Below are 18,363 nucleotides of genomic sequence, written 5' to 3'. Positions count from 1 at the left end.
GAAGGCCGAATGAGGAACCAACCACCTCGGCAGGCGCTGGTGGCGCGCACAATCCACCGGTTTTCGCTCGTCGTCATCCTGGCGTGGGTGGCGCTGGTTCTGCTTGTCACCTTCGGGGTTCCATCGCTGGAGAAGGTCGGTCAGCAGCATTCGGTGTCAATGAGCCCCAAAGACGCGCCGTCTGTACAGGCCATGGTCCGGATGGGCAAAGACTTCAAAGAGTCCAATTCGGACAGTTTCGCGATGATCGTCCTCGAGGGGCAGCAGCCACTCGGCGAAGAGGCTCACAAATACTATGCCGAGCTAATTCGCGAGTTAAGAGCTGACCCGAGGCACGTTGAACACGTCCAGGATTTGTGGGGAGATCGGCTCACGGCGGCGGGCGCCGAAAGCGCCGATGGCAAGGCCGCATACGTGCAATTGAATCTGGCCGGCAACCAAGGCACCACGCTGGGCGACGAATCCGTGGCAGCGGTGCGGGATATCGTCAAGCGGACGCCGGCACCTCCTGGGGTCGCGGCCTATGTCACCGGCGCGTCTCCACTCATCGTGGACATGCAGCACAGTGGAAACAAATCCATTGTGAAGATCACCGCAGTGACGGTCGCAGTGATCTTCACAATGCTGCTTCTTGTCTACCGCTCGGTCATCACCGTGGTCTTGCTGCTGGTCATGGTTGGCATCGAATTAGCGGCGGCCCGAGGAATCGTGGCTTTTCTCGGCAACAACGATATTCTTGTACTTTCCACGTTTGCCATTAACCTGCTTGTGTCTCTCGCGATCGCGGCCGGAACAGATTACGCAATATTTTTCTTTGGCCGCTATCACGAGGCACGTACCGCGGGCGAGGATCCAGAAACGGCCTATTACACCACCTACCGCGGGGTCGCTCCCGTTGTCTTGGCTTCCGGTTTGACGATCGCCGGTGCGATTTTCTGCTTGAGCTTCACCCGGATGCCCTATTTCCAGACCATGGGTGTCCCGTGCGCCGTGGGCATGGTCGTTGCGGTCGCGGTGGCGCTCACGCTGGTGCCGGCAGCTATCGCCGCCGGCAGCCGCTTTGGGCTATTCGAGCCGAAGCGCACCGTCAGAGTCCGTCGCTGGCGTCGAGTAGGCACCGCTATTGTCCGCTGGCCCGCGCCGATTCTGACTGCCGCATGCGCGATCGCACTGATCGGTCTGCTGACTCTGCCGGGCTACAAGACAAGCTACGACGACCGCAAGTATATTCCTCAAGACCTCCCGGCCAATTTGGGTTATGCGGCAGCCGACCGGCATTTCTCGCAGTCACGAATGATGCCGGAAATCCTGATGATCGAGTCCGATCACGATATGCGCAATCCAGCAGACTTTCTGGTACTCAACAAACTAGCCAAGGCAGTCTTCCGGATTCCCGGAATCTCGCGGGTACAGGGCATCACCCGGCCGGAGGGAACACCGATTAATCATACTTCTATACCATTTTTGCTCAGCATGCAAAACGCGATGCAGCAGCAAGATATGAAATATATGAAAGCCAGAACAGACGACATGCTGAAGCAGGCCGATGACATGGCCAAGATGATCGGCATAATGCAGCATATGTACGGTGTGACGCAACAAATGACCGCTATAACTCATCACACCATTGTTACCACGAAGGAAATGATCGCTGTCACTGATGAGTTGCGGGATCACATTGCGGACTTCGAGGATATGTGGCGGCCCATTCGTAGCTACTTCTATTGGGAAAAGCACTGCTACGACATTCCGATCTGTTGGTCATTGAGAAGCATATTCGATACCATCGACGGTGTCGATGTACTTACCGAGAAGATGCATGAGCTCGAGAAAGACCTCGATCAAATGGATACGCTCATGCAGCAGATGCTCCAGTACTTCCCGCCGATGATAGCGAACATGCAGAACATGCGCACCATGATGCTCACCATGCACAGCACCATGTCCGGGACCTTCGACGAGATGGAAGACTCCAGCAACAACGCAATGGCCATGGGACAAGCATATGATGCCGCCAAAAATGACGATTCTTTCTACCTACCTCCGGAAGTTTTCCAAAACAAGGACTTCCGCCGCGCGATGAGTTCCTTCCTGTCGCCCGACGGGAAAGCAGCCCGATTAATTATCTCGCAGCGCGGCGACCCCGCTTCGCCCGACGGAATCAAGCGAGTCAACCAGATCAGGACGGCCGCAGAGGAGGCACTCAAAGGCACACCCCTGACGAGCGCGAAAGTCTATGTCGCCGGCACGGCGGCAACCTATAAGGACTGGTCGGACGGCTCTACCTTCGATCTATTGATCGCAGGAGTCGGTTCGCTCTGCCTCATTTTCATCATCATGCTGATCATCACGCGAAGTTTTATTGCCGCACTGGTTATCGTCGGCACGGTGGCAATTTCTTTGGGTGCTTCCTTTGGACTGTCGGTGCTGGTCTGGCAATATATCCTGGGCATCAAGCTGCACTGGATGGTGCTTCCGATGTCGGTGATCATCCTGTTGGCCGTGGGGTCTGACTACAACCTGCTGCTGGTGTCCCGGATGAAAGAGGAAATCGCCGCCGGAATTAAGACGGGCATCATCCGTGCAATGGGTGGCACCGGCAAAGTCGTGACGAACGCTGGTCTGGTGTTCGCGTTCACAATGATGTCGATGGCAGTCAGTGACCTGCGCATCATCGCACAAGTGGGAACGACTATCGGTCTCGGTCTGTTGTTCGACACGCTGGTCGTGCGCTCGTTCATGACACCGTCCATTGCCGCGCTGCTCGGCCGGTGGTTCTGGTGGCCGCAAACAGTGCGCCCCCGGCCCGCTAGCCAAATGCTCAGGCCGTACGGACCGCGTCCGTTGGTTCGGTCCTTGCTCCTCAGGGAAGAGCACGACGACGACCCGGACACAGTTGAATTACCGACGGTGTCCCTCCGGGGTTACCCACGCCGTTGATCAGCGCCACAACGGGCGACCATGCGGCAGTGGAATTCGAGAAGATTGGTTTAAACCACGATCACTAGCGAAGGAATTCGGCGCCATCGGAAGCAAGTCGCGCATTATTGAACCCGCCGCACGTTTATTCCGTTTAGCGTTTCATTCATTCCTGGCGTTGACGCTGGCCTCCCCGGTCTAACTTACCTAGACCGGTAATTTCAAGGCTGACCGACTTCCGTTGTCCGGCTGCACCAAGCATGAAAAGTATATCGCCGATAGGAGCGCCCAGCCAAAATCGCCAAAATGGCCTGCGGTAAAACGCCCAGGTGTAGTTACCCGGCATGTCCAACCAGTGTAATCCGATACGGAGAATGGAGTACCACACGCGCCTCCAGCGCGCAGTAGTCATCTCGACGTTCATCTCCATTATCTCGAGGCCCCAAGCCCGGTATTGCCATTCCAGCTCGTAGCGGCTCTGGAAATCGTAAAACGCCCGTAGTTCGCCGTCGGTGACCAAATACTCGTCGAAGACCAAGATAGATCCTTCGACGAAGTGATTTTTACACGCTTCCAACGCATGCAGGCAACTGTCATATGTATCCAAATCCATGTGAAAGAGCCTGATTGGTACGCCTGGGTGGTCGGCCAAGAACGGCGTCAACGTGTCATAAGTACTGCCCCTAATAAAGTGCACCTTGCGACCGAGCACCGCCGGTAAGTCGTCGTAGAAGGTCACACCGGTATCGCGCATAAACCGTTGCGCCAACGGTTCTGATACTGAAAAAGACCCCCGCTCTATAACCGCCTGGCCCTCGACTTGCCAGTCTTCGACAAGTCCCGTAAAGGTATCGAAGCCGTACACCGTGCAATTGCAAGCATCAGATATGAGTCTTGTCGACCACCCGATCCAGACACCTAGATCGAGAACCAGTTCGTCAGGATGCTCGCCGCAATGCCTGGCTAGGCGCGATGCCTCCCACAAAAGCGTATGGCCTCGAATCCTCCGCTGGCGCAGATCCGACATCGTGCGGCCGATAAACGAACGATATGAGTCGTCATAGACGCTGATGTCGCGAGCGTATAAGTTCGGAATGAAGCGGTCGCGACCCCGATAAGCCAGGCGTGCGCAGAGGAGCAAAACCAGAAGTAGGGCGATCGCGACGGCGAGGGCTGGTTCTAAATAACATGCCGCAACGACCATGAGCGCGCCGGCAATGAGAAATGCTCTCCATATGCGGTGTATGGTCATCCGATCTACTGCCCGCTGATCGGCTCGCCCCACGGGTTCACCTCCAGGTCTCGGCTCGGGTGACCTAAGGGCGTTGAGCCTGATGGCCGATGTTCGACTGGGCGGACTGCTCCGCTTATCGCTCATACGCCGAGATCGACATGAATACCAGCGTCATGGATGCCGCCCAGCTGCAAAGCACACCCGGCTGGTATGCCATGGACTGATGCCGAGACGACCGTAGAACAGGAGTTCTTCATCGGCCATGTCCCGTGGCTAACCAGTGAAGCGTCGCCTCATCGAGCTTCACAGACAGTGCGGCTACGTTCTCCGCGAACTTCTCGGATGTTGTGCAGCCGACCACGGCAAACGCGTGGAGCGGGTGGCACAGCACGTACGCGAGCGCAACCTGCGCAACGGTGAGGTGATGCTCACGCGCGAACGACCTTGTGCGCTCGAGCCGTTGGATGTTCTCTTCGGACCCGAAGTGGCTCGCACACCACCGGCTGACACGGTTGAGGTCTGGGTTCTCCGGCTGGTAGTGGTCCGAAAAAAACCCGCGGGCGAGGCTGGAATACGCGAACACTGGCAGCTCTTGCGCCGCATACCATTCTCTTGCGACATGCTGGCCGTCCCCTGCCAGGGTGACGGCGCCAGGGTAGAAAGCCTGCGTCCACTCGGCGAGGCTGAATTGAACGCTCGACGCGCTGAACGGTTTCAATCCATTGCGAGCAGCAAACGTATTGGCGGCGGCAATGCGCTCGTGCGACCAGTTAGAGGCACCTATCGCTTTGATCTTGCCCTCGTCGACGTGACGGTTGAGCTGCTCCATGAGCGGTTCGACTGGTGCGGTGGGATCGTCGTAGTGAAGTAGATACAGATCAATACAATCGGTGCGGAGCGCCTTGAGGGATGCGTGCAGGTCGTGCGACACAACCGACGGAGAGACCCGCGGGCGTCCTAAGAGGAGGTTGGGAGCACATCCTTTACTGACGACCACAACGTTGTCGCGGTTCCGCCGCGCCCGAATCCAGGCACCCAACGTGCGTTCGCTGTCCCAGTACATGCGTGCTGTGTCGAAGGTATTGCATCCCAGCTCAAATGACTTATCTAAAAGCGAGAAGGCTTGTTGCTCAAGGCTTCTTGTTGGCGACCACGGCAGTCGCCGGCCGCGCAACCGATCAGTGCCGAAGACGATTCTGGAGACGGGCTTATCAATGCCGGCAACCTTCCCGTAGTCCATTAGATCGCGGGCCTCAGATAGTCGCGAACGATGAACTGACACGCTCGAACGGTGAGGGCCATCATTGTGAGCGTCGGATTCTGGAATCCGGAGGAGACGAAACATGCACCGTCCGTCACGAACACGTTGTCAGCATCCCAGCACTGACAGAGCGGGTTAAGCACTGAGTTCTCTGGGTGGTCACCCATGCGTGCGCCTCCGGTCTCATGAACGGCACCGCCGGGTGGGAAGAGGCGACCCCGGCGGCCGACATTGCGGTTCTTATCCACCTGCAAACCGCCGGCGGCAGCGATTTCCGGGAGTGTCCGGCTCATGTGGGCCACCATATTGACTTCATCGGGAGAATGGCTGCACTCGATTCTTGCTGCGGGCACTCCCCATGCGTCCTTCACGCTTGGGTCGAGCGTGACGTGATTTTCGTATCGGGGCTGCATCTCGCCGAAGGCGGCCATGCCCCATGCGGGCATGCCGCGGCCGACCGCGACCTGAATGCCGTAGCCGCCGGGAAAATTCGTGGATTCGCTTTGGCAGAAGCTCGGAATATAGAGGCCTGTTGCCACAAAGTCGAAACCGTCCTCCTTTGGAGCGGGCTCGACATCCTCTTCACGGACCTTGCCCGACTCTGCGTAGGTCACGTGATCGCACAAGTAGCGACCGAGATGGCCTGACGACCCACCGACACCTAAGGGATGCTTCTCGCACGCCGAGTTCAGGAGGATCCGCACGCTCTCGATTGCCGAGGCACACAGGACAACGACCTTGCCACGGACTGTCTGCGGTTTCCGGGTTAGTCGCTCGATGTATTCGACGCCGGTCGCTTCACCTGAGTGCGCGTCGATCAGCAATCGGCTCACGACAGCGTCTGTTCGGATCTCAAGGCGGCCGGTTGCCAGCGCGAGTCTGATGGGAAGCGGAACCCGATTGTTGTCGTACTTGACGATCCGGGCATGGGTGACGTGGACGTTGGGAAGTCGTCTCTCGACATTGGCCAGAAACGATTCTTCCATTTTTGTTGTCTTCGCAGGCCCGATGAACTGTCCGTCCGGACAATTTGAAATGCCCGCGGGTTTTCCGTAGACCCCGAGCGTTCGCTCGACCACGTCGTAGTACGGAGCTAGGTCTTCATAGGACAACGGCCAATCGACACCGACGCTACGGATGCTTGCGGCTTTCAGCTCGTAATCCGACATGCGGTAAACCTGCCTGCACCAGGTGTGCAGGCGTCCGCCGAGTTGCCGGCCTCTGTACCAGCGAAACGCATTTCCCCGTGGCGTCGTATAGGGGTTCTCTCTGTCGTTGACGTAAAACTGCTTTGTATTCTCCGTGAACGCCGGGCTTCGCGCCTGAATGTGCTGGCCTCGAATCGCCGATTTGATGCGGCCCGCAATCCCCATTACGCCCGACTGGGCGTCGGCAGGAAAGTCGCGTGCGAGGTCCAGACATCTGCCGGCCTCGAGCAATACGACGTTGAGCCCCCCTTCCGTCAGCTCCTTGACGGCCCACGAGCCGGAAGCTCCGGAGCCGACGACGACAGCGTCATAGATGGAATCACTGCTGGGCATACGTGAGCGTCTCGCTTGCTGCGTGCGTGTCACGTTCGTCATCGGGAGCGGCGGTTGGCCGAATCGCACTGCCCTCTTGTAACAGGACACGCATGCTTCGAAGTGTTCCCCCCTGCAAGGTCTTGCTGGGGCGGAACGTTACACCACCGGCACTCTCGGAGTCTCTCGAATCATGCAACAGCAGACGCTAGCTGCGTCCTGGCGCGTCTGTCGGTGTGGCCGACCCCGTGAACTGGTCCACGATGGGTGAGAGTTGTTCATCGGTGGGTACAGAGCGCAGCGTAGCGGGCCGGGGCTTGGTAGCCCAGCGCTGAGTGCCGACGGTGGTGGTTGTAGTCGTATTTCCAGTCGCCTATGACCACTCGGGCCTGCGCCAGTGACCAGAAGCTGTTGATGTTGAGGCATTCGTCGCGGATACGAGAGTTGAACGATTCGACGTAGCCGTTGCGCCAGGGCTCTCCGGGCGGGATGAAGGACAGACCGACATGCCCTGCCGCCCAGTCGGCCATTGCCGCGCAGGCAAATTCAGGTCCGTTGAGTCAACGCAGCACCACCGGATAGGTGCCTCGATCGGCGGCAATGCGTTCGAGCTCGCCGATGACGTCATCGCCGGTGATGTTGCGCTCGACCATGTCGCCGAGGCATTCGCGGGTGCGCTCGTCGACGATGGGCACGATCTTGATCGGTCGTCCGTCGGTGGTGACGTCGAACTGGAAATCGGCGGCCCACACCTGGTCGGGAGCATCCGCGCTGACCTGCGGCGCGGTGGAGGTTCCGCGGCGTTTGCGCCGACGTCGCCGTGGCACGCGAAGCCCTTCTTCACGCAAAGACGTTGAGTCTTTTTATGGTTCACATTCCAGCCTTCATCGCGCGCATCGTGGTAGGCGGGCCGAAACCGGCGACGGGGTTGTTTCTTGGCCCAAGCACGCAGCCAGCTACGCAACGCCGCGTCGGGGTCCTTCGGTGTCGCCGACACCGGTTGGTGTCGTTGGGTGCTGCGGTGTTGCCCGGTCACGCGGCAAGCCAGCCGTTCGCTGACCCCCAGCAACGTGCTGGAGATGATGAACGGCGGCCCGCCGGCGTTCCGGGCTTAGAAGTTTCCCTTCGCGATCTCCTTGAGTGCGGCCTTCTCCAACTCGGCGTCGGCCAGCAGCCGTTTAAGGGTGCTGTTCTCCCGTTGGAGGTCCTTGAGCCGTTTGGCGTCCTCAGCTTTCAGACCGCCAAATTGGTTGCGCCAGCGGTGATACGTGGCCTCGGAGACACCCAGCTCGCGGAAGACCGCCGCGGTGTCCTTGCCCTGGGCCAACCGCCGATCCGCGGTCATCAACTTGCGCACAATCTGCTCGGGAGTGTGCCGCTTCCTCCTCGCCATAATCTTGTCGAGCCTTCCTGCCCAAAACCTGGGCTGCAAAACTCTCACGCATCCCGGACCAACCAACCGGGGTCAGCGCAGGTGCGCACGTACCGACTACAGGATGTCGCCAGCAAACCGGTCGGGCTGCCTATCCACGCCCTGAAGCCTAGTAAACGGCAACAGCATGGAGCGCGACGCGGCTATATCATTGCGATGCGTGAGCAAATCAACCACACCAGCAGGTACTTCTGGCCCATGCCGAAGGTGATTGCTGGTCCGCGGCTACATCCAGTCGAAAATACGCCGGGCCGCACTTCGTGCAGATGCGTTTACGTGTCGGAAATTCAAGGCCCTGATGCCAGAAAATCGTCGAGGTACGAGGGTGGCTGCAGGTTAAGCAACTGCTCGCGGTCGGCGGCGAGATCGGCGAAGTCGAGCGCCTCGATCTGCGCCGGGGAGTACGTCAATCGCGATTCCGGCAATCCCTTCCGTACGAGTCCAACACCAAGGTCGCAATTCAGCACCACGACGCGCAGGTCGTTCCGGGTGCTACGCAGATGGACGATCGCCTTCCAGACATCCCCGCTCCAGACAAAGTGCCACCGATTGTGCGCACGAAATTCGGCGTACGACGCCGCTGGATAGGCGATCGTGGCCTTCGCGGGGTTACAGTCGTGCAAAACAATGACGCCGTCGTCGCGCAGGTAGCGCAGCGTGTTTTCGATGTCGCGCAGTACCTGCCCATAAGTGTGGAGCCCGTCGATGAGGGCGACGTCGATGCCGCGCTCTTCAAGGAAGGCCGTCTCATTCGCGAAGAAGTCATCGCTCGTCGTCTCGAAGTAGTAGGTGGCACGCGCCTTGGCCTCGACTTTCCGGCGGGAGCGGGGCGAAAGCCTGAACTCGGGGTCGACGGCAATTTTCTCATCAGCGCTAATACGCCGGAGCGAGAATCCGTACCCGACGCCGATCTCGAGGTAAACGCGCTGCAAGCGCCCGTTCAGTGCTTGCTGTGCGGCCTTAATCCGGTTCATGCGACGATCCTTTTCGGGGCGGGGCTTCTGCCGAACAGTAGGTGCTGCGGCAAATCTCTTTCCGCAAGGTTCCCGGGGACGCCAGCTTCTAACCAGTGCGCCATCCGTACATCTGAAGTTACGTCTCCTCCGCCGTTTGCTCGGTTGTACGTCGGCGCAAACAAGTCTCCGCGTAGGCGGCCGGGCGGCAACGGTCGAATTGGCAGTAACTGAGGGCGATGCGGAAGCCTCGATGTCAGGCTGTCACGCATCGACGCCGACATGCTGTGACGATTGTCTTAGAAATGTGGCCTCGTTGATCATCGCGCCGGAGCGCCGTCGCCTTCAGCCCACACGCCTTGAGCGGGCGAAATCTTCGACAAGATCAGCGGCCGCCGCAGTGCTTTCCGCGGGCTTGCTCATCCGGGTGGCGATCTCACGGGCGCGGGCGACATAGTCGGGAGCGAGGATGGTGCGCAGATCGGCGACCAACGATTGCAGGGTGGTGGTCGAAAAGCGCCGAGCGGTGCCTACTTTCAATCGCTTGACTTGAGCTCCAAAGAACGGCTGATCGGACGTATTCCATAGGATCAATGTGGGGACTCCGGCGCGCAAGACTGCGGCCGTGGTGCCCGCGCCGCCGTGGTGCACGACCGCGCGGCAAGCCGGAAAGGTGGCCGCATGATTCACCGCACCTACCACCTTCACGTGGTCGCAATCGGTGACGTCGTCGAAGTGAGTCCCGGCGGAGCAAACCAACGCCCGCTCCCCTAACTGCGCGCATGCCGTGCTGATCATGGCCAGTGTGTCGCCGGGAGATTCGATCGGTATGCTGCCAAAGCCGAAGTAAATTGGCGGTGTTCCGGCGGCAATCCACGACGCGATCTCGTCATCGGCATCCGTTGGCAGCTCCATCGTCAGCGCACCGGTAAAAGGCCGTCGTCCATCGTATTTCGCCCATTCGGCTGCCAGCCCGGGAAAGCACAGCTCGTCGTAGGCCTGGATTTCCAGCGATCCGCGCTGGGCGATCCGTCGCGGCGCGGGGCAGGTTGCCTTCGGCAGGCCAAGTTCGCGACGTTGCGCATCCTCCGGTTTCTTCGTCCAGCGCCAATACATCCACTCGTCAACCCTCATCGCGAATCGGCCCAGCGGCGACGGCAGCATCGAAATGTAGTGGCCGTTGGCCCGTATCGGGAAGTAGTGCAACGTGGCCAGCGGAATGTCGTAGTATTCGGCAACGTTGGCGGCCGGCGGCTCGGTACTCATGCAGGTGATCAGCAGGTCAGCCCCGTCCGCCAGTGGCGTCAGTGACTTGCTCATCTCCATCCAGCATTGGGTAACAAGCTCCCCCAGTTCGCGCCACGCCCGGATCACCTCCTGGATCCTCCAGGGATTGCGGTATAGGGATGTCGAGAAATTGCGCTGTGCTTCCAAGGGTGCCCGTGCGTCTATCCCGTAAGGGACCGCCGCAAGCCCAGCCGACTCAGCAAAGGGCACCATGTCGGGTGGGAAGGCCATGCGCACGTCGTGGCCGCGGCGTAGGAGTTCAAGCCCGACAGCGGCGCCGGGCTCGACATCGCCGCGGCTTCCGTAACATGCCAGTACAAATTTCATTGCAGCTCCTGGCCCTCATTTCTCGCGCGCGTAATGCGTAACGAAAGTGGCAGTCCGCACCCCCAGTTCAGCCGCCCAGCAGCATAATCCTCTTTCTCGCGCTGTAGACCTGAAACTCAGAAGTTTGCGCAACGGGCCGGATGTTGTCTCCGGATCGCAATCGAGGCCCATGGCCGGGGATGCCGAGCGTGGCAGTGAACCGGATGCCAACTTGTCTCAGTGATCGGCAATCACCACCCAACATGCCCGCATGGCGCCGACTCTTGCTCAGCGACACGCGATGGCGGTACTCGACTCTGGGCCTGGTCGACCAGGCAGGCATCCGCCGCAGATTCGCGGCAACGGCTTTTGATGCAGCGGTATCGGCGCATTCCGATCTCTTTGGCGCGCAGGAGATTCGCTCGGCCTATCTGCCGCCGCCAGAACCGTCATTGGTTCCCAGTCGCATCGATTCCGGGCCGCCACGCGCGGTCAACTGTTCAGCGTTTCCCCACTTCCCGCCCCCTAGTGGTCTCATCGATAGTGCCCAACCGGGCGACTTCTCCGGGCTGCCAACATGCCCATGACGCTTTCGGGCCTACGTCGGGCAAAGCCGAGTGAGAGCGTTGTCGACGAGTTATGAGGCGTGGGATCACGAAGACAAGCTGCTCATTGGGGGGAGGGCCCAAGTTAAAGGAACCGCTTGGAAAGAGCGCCTTGTCACCGGATTGCTATCCCACCGGAAACCACCGCGTCAATGCTGGCGAGATGTAACAATGCCGCTGAAGAACTCACCCCTACTAATAAGTCAGTGACCCTTGCACCAAGCCGAAAGCGTTAGCCCTATTGAACGGACGCAGGGCCCACGCGCGCCAAGAACCGGATTTCGCCCGGACATCGAGGGTCTGCGCGCCGTCGCGATACTTGCGGTTGTCCTGTTCCACGCCGAGGTGCCTGGTATCGGCGGCGGATTCACCGGCGTGGACGTGTTCTTCGTCATCTCGGGATTTCTTATCACGGGGCTGCTTTGGCGCGAGGTGAGCACCGCTGGAAGCGTGCAGCTGCGCCGCTTCTACGGGGCGCGAGCCCGCCGACTGCTGCCGGCGTCGGCCACCGTAGGCGTCGCTATCGCGATCGCTTCGGCACTACTGCTACCTCCGTTGCTGGCCCGCACCGTATTTGGTGATGGCATCACCTGTGCCTTGTATGTCGGTAACTACAGGTTCCTTATGGAAGGCAACGACTACTTCGTCAGTGTGATGCCTCCGTCCCCTTTCCAGCACTACTGGTCATTGGGCGTCGAGGAGCAGTTCTATTTGGTGTGGCCCGCTTTGATTCTCGGTACGGCGTGGTTCATCCGGCGTGCGCGCCGGCGCACCAAGGCCGATGCCAGCTTCTCCGCGACTCCGTACCTGGTGGTGCTTGCAGTGGTCGCGTTCCTGTCGTTTGCGTTGTCGCTGGTCGCTACCAATTACTGGGCGCCGGGTGTGGCGTTCTACTCGCTGCCCACGCGAGCCTGGCAGTTAGCCGTCGGTGGTCTGGTGGCTCTCACGGCCGCCCGGTGGCGTCGGTTACCGCTACTAGGCGCCACGGTCGCAGGATGGGTAGGGCTGGTCGTCATCGTGTTGGGCTGCACACTGCTGCATACGAGTACGCCCTACCCGGGTAGCGCAGCCTTGTTGCCCGTCCTCGGCACGGCTCTGGTGATCGGCGCGGGCTGCGCCGCACCTTGGCGGGGATGCGGGCGCGTGCTGGCATGGGCGCCGATGCGGGCGGTAGGCCGGGTGTCGTATTCGTGGTATCTGTGGCACTGGCCGGTGTTGCTGTTTGCCCCACTATTGTTGGGCCACCCGCTGGGCCTGGCCGGCAGATTGACAGCGGCCCTCTTCTCCGCCGGACTGGCTGTGCTCACCCTGTATATGGTTGAGAATCCGTTGCGATTTGCCGCTTTTCTGCGGCGGTCTCCCGCCGGGAGTCTCGCGGTTGGCGGCGTCGCCACGGCGGTAGCGGTCTGTGTTGGCGTGGCGCTGCTGGTATTAGTCCCTGTCCCAGTCGGCCGCGGCGCGCCGGCTGCGGCGGTGACGGTCACTGCGACGTCACCTCCGCGGAGCGACGACATTCACTTGTACGACGCGGCGGTGCAACACGCGTACGCCCAGGTGCAAGCCGCGGTCGCGGCATCCGCCGAGCTGAAGGCCATACCGTCGAACCTCGACCCGCCACTTGCCGAGGCGGCAGCCGGACAAAAGGCGATGTTGGTCGACGGCTGCATGCGCAATTACTTCGAAGTGGGACAGCCTGAGTGCGCGACAGGCGACACCGCCTCGACAACGACGGTGGCCTTGTTCGGCGACTCGAATGCCACGATGTGGAGTCCGGCGTTCCAGCAGGTGGCCGCAAAGCGGCACCTGCGGCTGGAAAACCTAACCAAGGTGGCTTGCCCGCCGATGGAGCTCTCGATCAACACTCCCTTGCTGCGCCGGGACTACACCGAGTGCGATCAGTGGCGCAGCCAAATTCTCGCTCGGTTACGTGCCGAGCATCCGCGGCTGGTCGTGGTGAGCATGTCGCGGCAGTACGGCACCGGCTACGTTTTGACCTCGAGTTTGAGGTCATACGACCGCGCGTGGATGGACAGCTTAACCCGCCTGGTGCAGCAACTGCGTGGCACTGGTGCGCAGGTACTGGTGCTCGGGCCGATCCCGGATCCGCAGTCACTGGTTCCGATCTGCCTGTCCGAGCACCTCGATGATGCAACCGCCTGCTCGCCCCAGAGGTCCACGGCGGTCGACGACTCCGGTATCGCGGGCGAGACCGCGGCCACAAAAGCCGGTGGCGGACAATACGCCGACATCACGGCTCTGTTCTGCACCGCTGAACGCTGCCCCGTCATCGTGGGCAACACATTGGTGTACCCCGACGACCATCACGTGACGCTGGAGTACGCCCGGCTGTTGGCACCGGTAATTCTGGCGCTGGTCGACCGCACGCTCGCGCGGCGTTGACACCCGCAGACTTGACGGCCGCGCGCTCCCACGAAAGCAGCTGGGCCGAGGCCGTGTTCAGGCCAGCCGGGCGTGCAGGTCGTACCACTTGAATAGGCCGAAAAGCCCTGCCGTTACTCCGACGACGCGTTGTGTAACCGGGTGATCTTTGAAATCGAAGACGGGCCTAGGGAGCGTTCGCTGCATAATTCGCGTCGCCTGGCCGCCGAAGCCAGTGAGGTTGTATCGGCGATGCAGGGCTTGCCCTCTGCGCAAGGCTTTGTCGATGGTCTCCCATCGAACTGGCAACTCTTCACCAAACAATCCGGTGGTGTTCGTGGTGAGCTTGGTTTCGACGAAGCGGCCTTCTCTGGGCGGATTCGGCGGCTTGTGCCTTGGAACCTTGGTCTGATCGACGTAGGCGAAACGGCGATACCCCAGTTCCCACAACGTCGAAAGCTCTTCGAACACCAAGTCAAACGAACCCGGAGGGGAACTGACGCTTGATTCAATGGATATGAAGTCCGGCACGCTGTCGAGGTGCTTCAGAGCGCGGACACAGAGCATGTCCGACCCCTCGATGTCGACCTTGAGGTAATGCGGAACTCCGACCTCCTCGAGGATGCTTTCGAATGTCTGCGTAGGCACGTCAACGTAGTGGTACTTCACCCCTGCCATCGACTCGTTGCGCTCGATGAACGCATCTGACATCGAACTCCAAATCGATTGCTCGTCGCAGACAGCCAGCGGCAATGTCCCCGCTTTCTCGGCTATCGCGACGGGAAAAATCTGCAAGCGCCCCGAATCGATCTCTGAAGCGAAGCGATCGCGAGCGGCCTCAACAAGCCCAGGGTTCGCCTCGATCGCGACGACGTCGAAACCCTTGGCGAGATAGAACGCCGTGTCCTGTCCATCGTGCATGCCGACGTCGATGATCAGGTTCGGACGCTTCATCTGGTTCTCCATAGTGCCAAGCCACTATCGGCTGGAATGCAAACTGGCAATTGTGGCGGTCGGTGCAGAGTTAGAAGACAACCCCCGCCGGAATAGTAGCGTGGCTGCGGCGCCCCAATGAGCAATTTATGTCGGGCAGTGGCCCTCCACCTCGGCTCCAGCCCGCCGCCAAGACGCCTTCAACGCGTCTACCACCTGCGAATGCGCCGACCGCTCCAGCGCCTTGTCGACGCGCACTAGGCTGGATCCTTGTGGAACCGGTATACGGGACGATCATCCAACTCGCACGGCTGACCTGGCGGCTACAGGGAATCAGGTTCACCGTCGCCGGAGTGGAGCATTTGCCGGAGACGGGTGGCGCGGTGATCGCGATCAACCACACCAGCTATTTCGACTTCACCTTCGCCGGATTGCCCGCCTACAAGCAGGGCCGCGGCCGCAAGGTGCGGTTCATGGCCAAGCAGGAAGTGTTCGAGCACAAGGTCTCCGGGCCGATCATGCGGGGTTGCCGCCACATCCCGGTGGACCGTGAGAGCGGAGCGGCCTCGTTCGAAAAGGCCGTCGAAATGCTCAAGGCCGGCGAGCTGGTGGGCGTCTATCCGGAGGCGACGATCAGCCGCAGCTTCGAGATCAAGGAGCTCAAGTCCGGAGCCGCGCGGATGGCGATTGCGGCCGGCGTGCCGATCGTCCCGCACATCGTGTGGGGCGCCCAGCGGGTCTGGACCAAAGACCATCCCAAGAAGCTGCTCCGCCCCAAGGTGCCGATCGCGGTCGCCGTCGGCGAACCGATCCCGCCCACGCTGCCCGCCCCGGAGCTGACCATGTTGCTGCATTCGCGCATGCAGCATCTGCTGGAACGAGTGCAGGACTCCTATGGGCCGCATCCGGCCGGCGAGTTCTGGGTGCCGTACCGGCTCGGAGGCGGCGCACCGACGTTGGCCGAAGCCGCCCGGTTGGACGGGGAGGAAGCCAGCAGGCGCGCTGCGGCCAAAGCGGCCCGCCGGCCCGATACGGCCGGTGCGCCGGAGTAGACGGAATGGAACCGGTCTATCGCACCCTGGAAATCGCGGCCAAGGCCGTGGTCAAAGTGCTCGGCAGCCAGATCACCTACGAGGGTCTGGACAACATTCCGCGAACCGGCGGCGCGGTGGTCGCTATCAACCACACCAGCCATCTTGACTGGATGTTTGCGGCACTCGCGGTGCATCAGCGTCGGCGCCGGATGCGGTTCATGATCAAGTCCGAGATGCAGCAGGTGAAGGTGGTCAATTACCTCATCAAGCACACGAAGACCGTTCCCGTCGACCGTGAAGCGGGGGCCGAGGCGTACAAGGCTGGTGTGCAGCTGCTGCGCGACGGCGAGGTGTTGGGTGTGATGCCGGAGGCCACGATCAGCCGGAGCCTGGAACTCATGGAGTTCAAGACGGGTGCGGCGCGAATGGCGCTGGAAGCACAGGTGCCGATCGTTCCGATGATCGTGTGGGGTTCTCAGCGGCTTTGGACCAAGGACCATCAGACGAACTTGGGCCACAAGAAGATTCCGATCATGGTGGCGGCCGGCTCGCCGCTGCCGCCAGAAGGCGAGGTCGACGAGCTCACGAGCGCGTTGCGCGGCGAGATGACGTTGGTGCTGCACCGGGTACAGCAGCAGTATCCGCACCCGGAAGGGGCATGTTGGGTGCCGCAGCGAATGGGCGGCGGTGCACCCTCACCGCTCGAGGCGGCCCGGTTGGACGCCGAGTGGGCCAGCAGGCGCGCTGCCGCCAAAGCGGCCCGCCGGCCCGATACGGCCGGTGGGCCGGAGTGAGCGCATGGAGCCCGTTTTTCGCACGCTGGAAATCGCCGCCAAGGCCGTGGTCAAAGTACTCGGCAGCCAAATCACCTACCAGGGCCTGGAAAACATTCCCCAAACCGGCGGCGCGGTGATCGCCCTGAACCACACCAGCTACGTCGACTGGCTCTTTGCGGGTCTTGCGGTGCTTCAACGCGGACGGCGCATCCGATACATGATCAAAGCCGAGATGCAGCAGGTAAAAGTGGTTGATTACCTGATCAAGCACACCAAGACGATTCCCGTCAACCGCGCGGCGGGCTCGCAGGCGTACGCGGTTGCCGTGCAGCGGTTGCGCGACGGCGAGGCGGTGGGAATCATGCCGGAGGCCACCATCAGCCGTAGCTTCGAGCTCAAGGAGTTCAAGACCGGCGCGGCGCGGATGGCCCTGGAGGCGCAGGTTCCGATCGTTCCGATGATTGTCTGGGGCGCTCAGCGAATATGGACAAAGGACCGCCCGAAGAGCTTGGGGCACAAAAAGATTCCTATCACAGTGGCGGTCGGCTCGATATTGCCCGCCGAAGGGGACGTCGACGAGCTCACCACCGCGCTGCGCGATGCGATGACGTCGTTGCTGCACCGGGTGCAGCGGGAGTATCCGCACCCGCGAGGGGCGTACTGGGTGCCGCGACGACTCGGTGGCGGCGCGCCCTCACTCGACGAGGCAGCCGAGCTGGAGGCGCAGGAAGCAGCGGCGCGCGCAGCCGGCCGCGAATCCGAGCCAGGGGAGAAGGCATAGATGGCTGAGCCGGTGTTTCGCACGATCGAAGTCATTCTCAAGGCCGCGATCGCGCTCAACGGCATCAAGATCACCTTCATCGGTGAGGAGAACATCCCCGAACACGGCGGCGCCGTGGTTGCAATGAACCACACCAGCTACGTCGACTGGGTTCCCGCGGAGTACGCCGCGACGCGCCGCGGGCGCCGGCTCCGGTTCCTGATCAAAGCCGAGCTGCAGCAAGTGCGCTCCGTCAACTTTGTGATCAAACACGTCAAACTCATTCCGGTGGACCGCAGCGCCGGAGCCGGCGCCTATGCGGTAGCTGTCCAACGGCTGCAGGAGGGCGAACTGGTCGGAGTTCATCCGGAAGCGACGATCAGCCGCAGCTTCGAACTGCGGGATTTCAAAACCGGTGCCGCCCGGATGGCGCACGAAGCAAATGTCCCGATCATCCCGCTCATCGTCTGGGGCGCGCAGCGCATCTGGACCAAGGACCACCCAAAATCATTGGGACACAGCAAAATACCGATTACCGTCAATATCGGCGCACCGATTTATCCGATGGACACCATGGAAGAAACCCTTGCCGCACTGCGTGAAGCGATGACCAAGCTGCTGTATGAGACGCAAGAGTCCTACCCGCACCCGCCCGGCGCTTACTGGGTGCCGCGACGGCTGGGCGGGGGAGCGCCGACTCCCGAGGAAGCGAAGCTGCTCGACGAAGCCGAACTCGCCGAACGGGCCAAGCGAGCACAGGCAGCGCGTGAGCGCGTGTGGTTCTACCGCCGCCCCCAGCTTGGCGCCAAAGCGGATCGCGCCGGTACTGAGAAGCGGCAACGGCGGTTGCGCTTCTCTGCCAACAACGAACACGCACGGCACAGCGCCTGAGCAAGGGGCGGATGTCGTGCATCGAACTGGCCTGGCCAGCAGCGTGGAAATGACGCTACCGAATAGCGAAGCG

Annotated in this window: 12 protein-coding genes and 1 pseudogene; 6 read left to right on the top strand and 7 right to left on the bottom strand. The window is 61.1% G+C overall.

What is annotated here, in order from left to right:
* The first annotated feature begins 9 nt into the window (after positions 1 to 9).
* Positions 10 to 2,940 (top strand): MMPL/RND family transporter, encoded by a 2,931-nt coding sequence (locus G6N15_RS07790; RefSeq protein ID WP_083088726.1) that lies wholly within the window; start codon positions 10 to 12, stop codon positions 2,938 to 2,940.
* A gap of 145 nt (positions 2,941 to 3,085) precedes the next feature.
* On the opposite strand, the gene G6N15_RS07785 is transcribed toward G6N15_RS07790, so the two are convergent.
* From G6N15_RS07785 to G6N15_RS07760, 6 genes and pseudogenes are all read right to left on the bottom strand, one after another.
* Positions 3,086 to 4,171, bottom strand: a complete 1,086-nt coding sequence (locus G6N15_RS07785; RefSeq protein ID WP_083088725.1) for a class I SAM-dependent methyltransferase — start codon at positions 4,169 to 4,171, stop codon at positions 3,086 to 3,088.
* A gap of 235 nt (positions 4,172 to 4,406) precedes the next feature.
* The gene (locus tag G6N15_RS07780) at positions 4,407 to 5,393 is read right to left on the bottom strand and encodes an aldo/keto reductase (protein ID WP_163747981.1); all 987 of its coding nucleotides are present in this window, start codon (positions 5,391 to 5,393) and stop codon (positions 4,407 to 4,409) included.
* Positions 5,393 to 6,955, bottom strand: coding sequence for a GMC oxidoreductase (locus G6N15_RS07775; protein WP_083088723.1), 1,563 nt, complete (start codon positions 6,953 to 6,955; stop codon positions 5,393 to 5,395). Before G6N15_RS07775 ends, G6N15_RS07780 begins: the two co-directional genes overlap by 1 nt.
* Positions 6,956 to 7,212: 257 nt before the next feature.
* Positions 7,213 to 8,327, bottom strand: a pseudogene (locus G6N15_RS07770) (IS3 family transposase).
* 326 nt (positions 8,328 to 8,653) lie between these two features.
* Positions 8,654 to 9,340, bottom strand: coding sequence for a class I SAM-dependent methyltransferase (locus G6N15_RS07765; protein WP_083088722.1), 687 nt, complete (start codon positions 9,338 to 9,340; stop codon positions 8,654 to 8,656).
* 324 nt (positions 9,341 to 9,664) lie between these two features.
* A complete protein-coding gene (locus tag G6N15_RS07760; protein WP_083088721.1) occupies positions 9,665 to 10,933 on the bottom strand; it encodes a glycosyltransferase in 1,269 nt (422 codons plus the stop codon).
* A 797-nt stretch (positions 10,934 to 11,730) separates the two neighbouring features.
* Between G6N15_RS07760 and G6N15_RS07755 the strand changes: the two genes are divergently transcribed.
* A complete protein-coding gene (locus tag G6N15_RS07755) occupies positions 11,731 to 13,917 on the top strand; it encodes an acyltransferase family protein (protein ID WP_083088720.1) in 2,187 nt (728 codons plus the stop codon).
* Positions 13,918 to 13,974: 57 nt separating this feature from the next.
* Here G6N15_RS07755 and G6N15_RS07750 read toward each other — a convergent pair whose 3' ends face one another.
* Complete coding sequence (locus G6N15_RS07750) at positions 13,975 to 14,850, bottom strand: FkbM family methyltransferase (protein ID WP_232070371.1); 876 nt, start codon at positions 14,848 to 14,850, stop codon at positions 13,975 to 13,977.
* 251 nt (positions 14,851 to 15,101) lie between these two features.
* On the opposite strand from G6N15_RS07750, the gene G6N15_RS07745 reads away from it, so the two are divergent.
* The 4 genes from G6N15_RS07745 to G6N15_RS07730 are packed head-to-tail and all read left to right on the top strand — an operon-like array spanning position 15,102 to position 18,290.
* Complete coding sequence (locus G6N15_RS07745) at positions 15,102 to 15,881, top strand: lysophospholipid acyltransferase family protein (protein ID WP_083088718.1); 780 nt, start codon at positions 15,102 to 15,104, stop codon at positions 15,879 to 15,881.
* A gap of 5 nt (positions 15,882 to 15,886) precedes the next feature.
* The gene (locus G6N15_RS07740) at positions 15,887 to 16,657 is read left to right on the top strand and encodes a lysophospholipid acyltransferase family protein (protein ID WP_083088717.1); all 771 of its coding nucleotides are present in this window, start codon (positions 15,887 to 15,889) and stop codon (positions 16,655 to 16,657) included.
* Positions 16,658 to 16,661: 4 nt separating this feature from the next.
* Positions 16,662 to 17,420: a lysophospholipid acyltransferase family protein gene (locus tag G6N15_RS07735; RefSeq protein ID WP_083088716.1), complete on the top strand. Its 759-nt coding sequence runs from the start codon at positions 16,662 to 16,664 to the stop codon at positions 17,418 to 17,420.
* A complete protein-coding gene (locus G6N15_RS07730; RefSeq protein WP_083088715.1) occupies positions 17,421 to 18,290 on the top strand; it encodes a lysophospholipid acyltransferase family protein in 870 nt (289 codons plus the stop codon).
* Positions 18,291 to 18,363: the final 73 nt, after the last annotated feature.

This window comes from Mycobacterium noviomagense, assembly GCF_010731635.1.
In the GTDB taxonomy this organism is placed as follows: Bacteria; Actinomycetota; Actinomycetes; order Mycobacteriales; family Mycobacteriaceae; genus Mycobacterium; species Mycobacterium noviomagense.
Note: the sequence above shows the minus strand (reverse complement) of the source record. Positions and strands in the feature narration are given on the sequence as shown.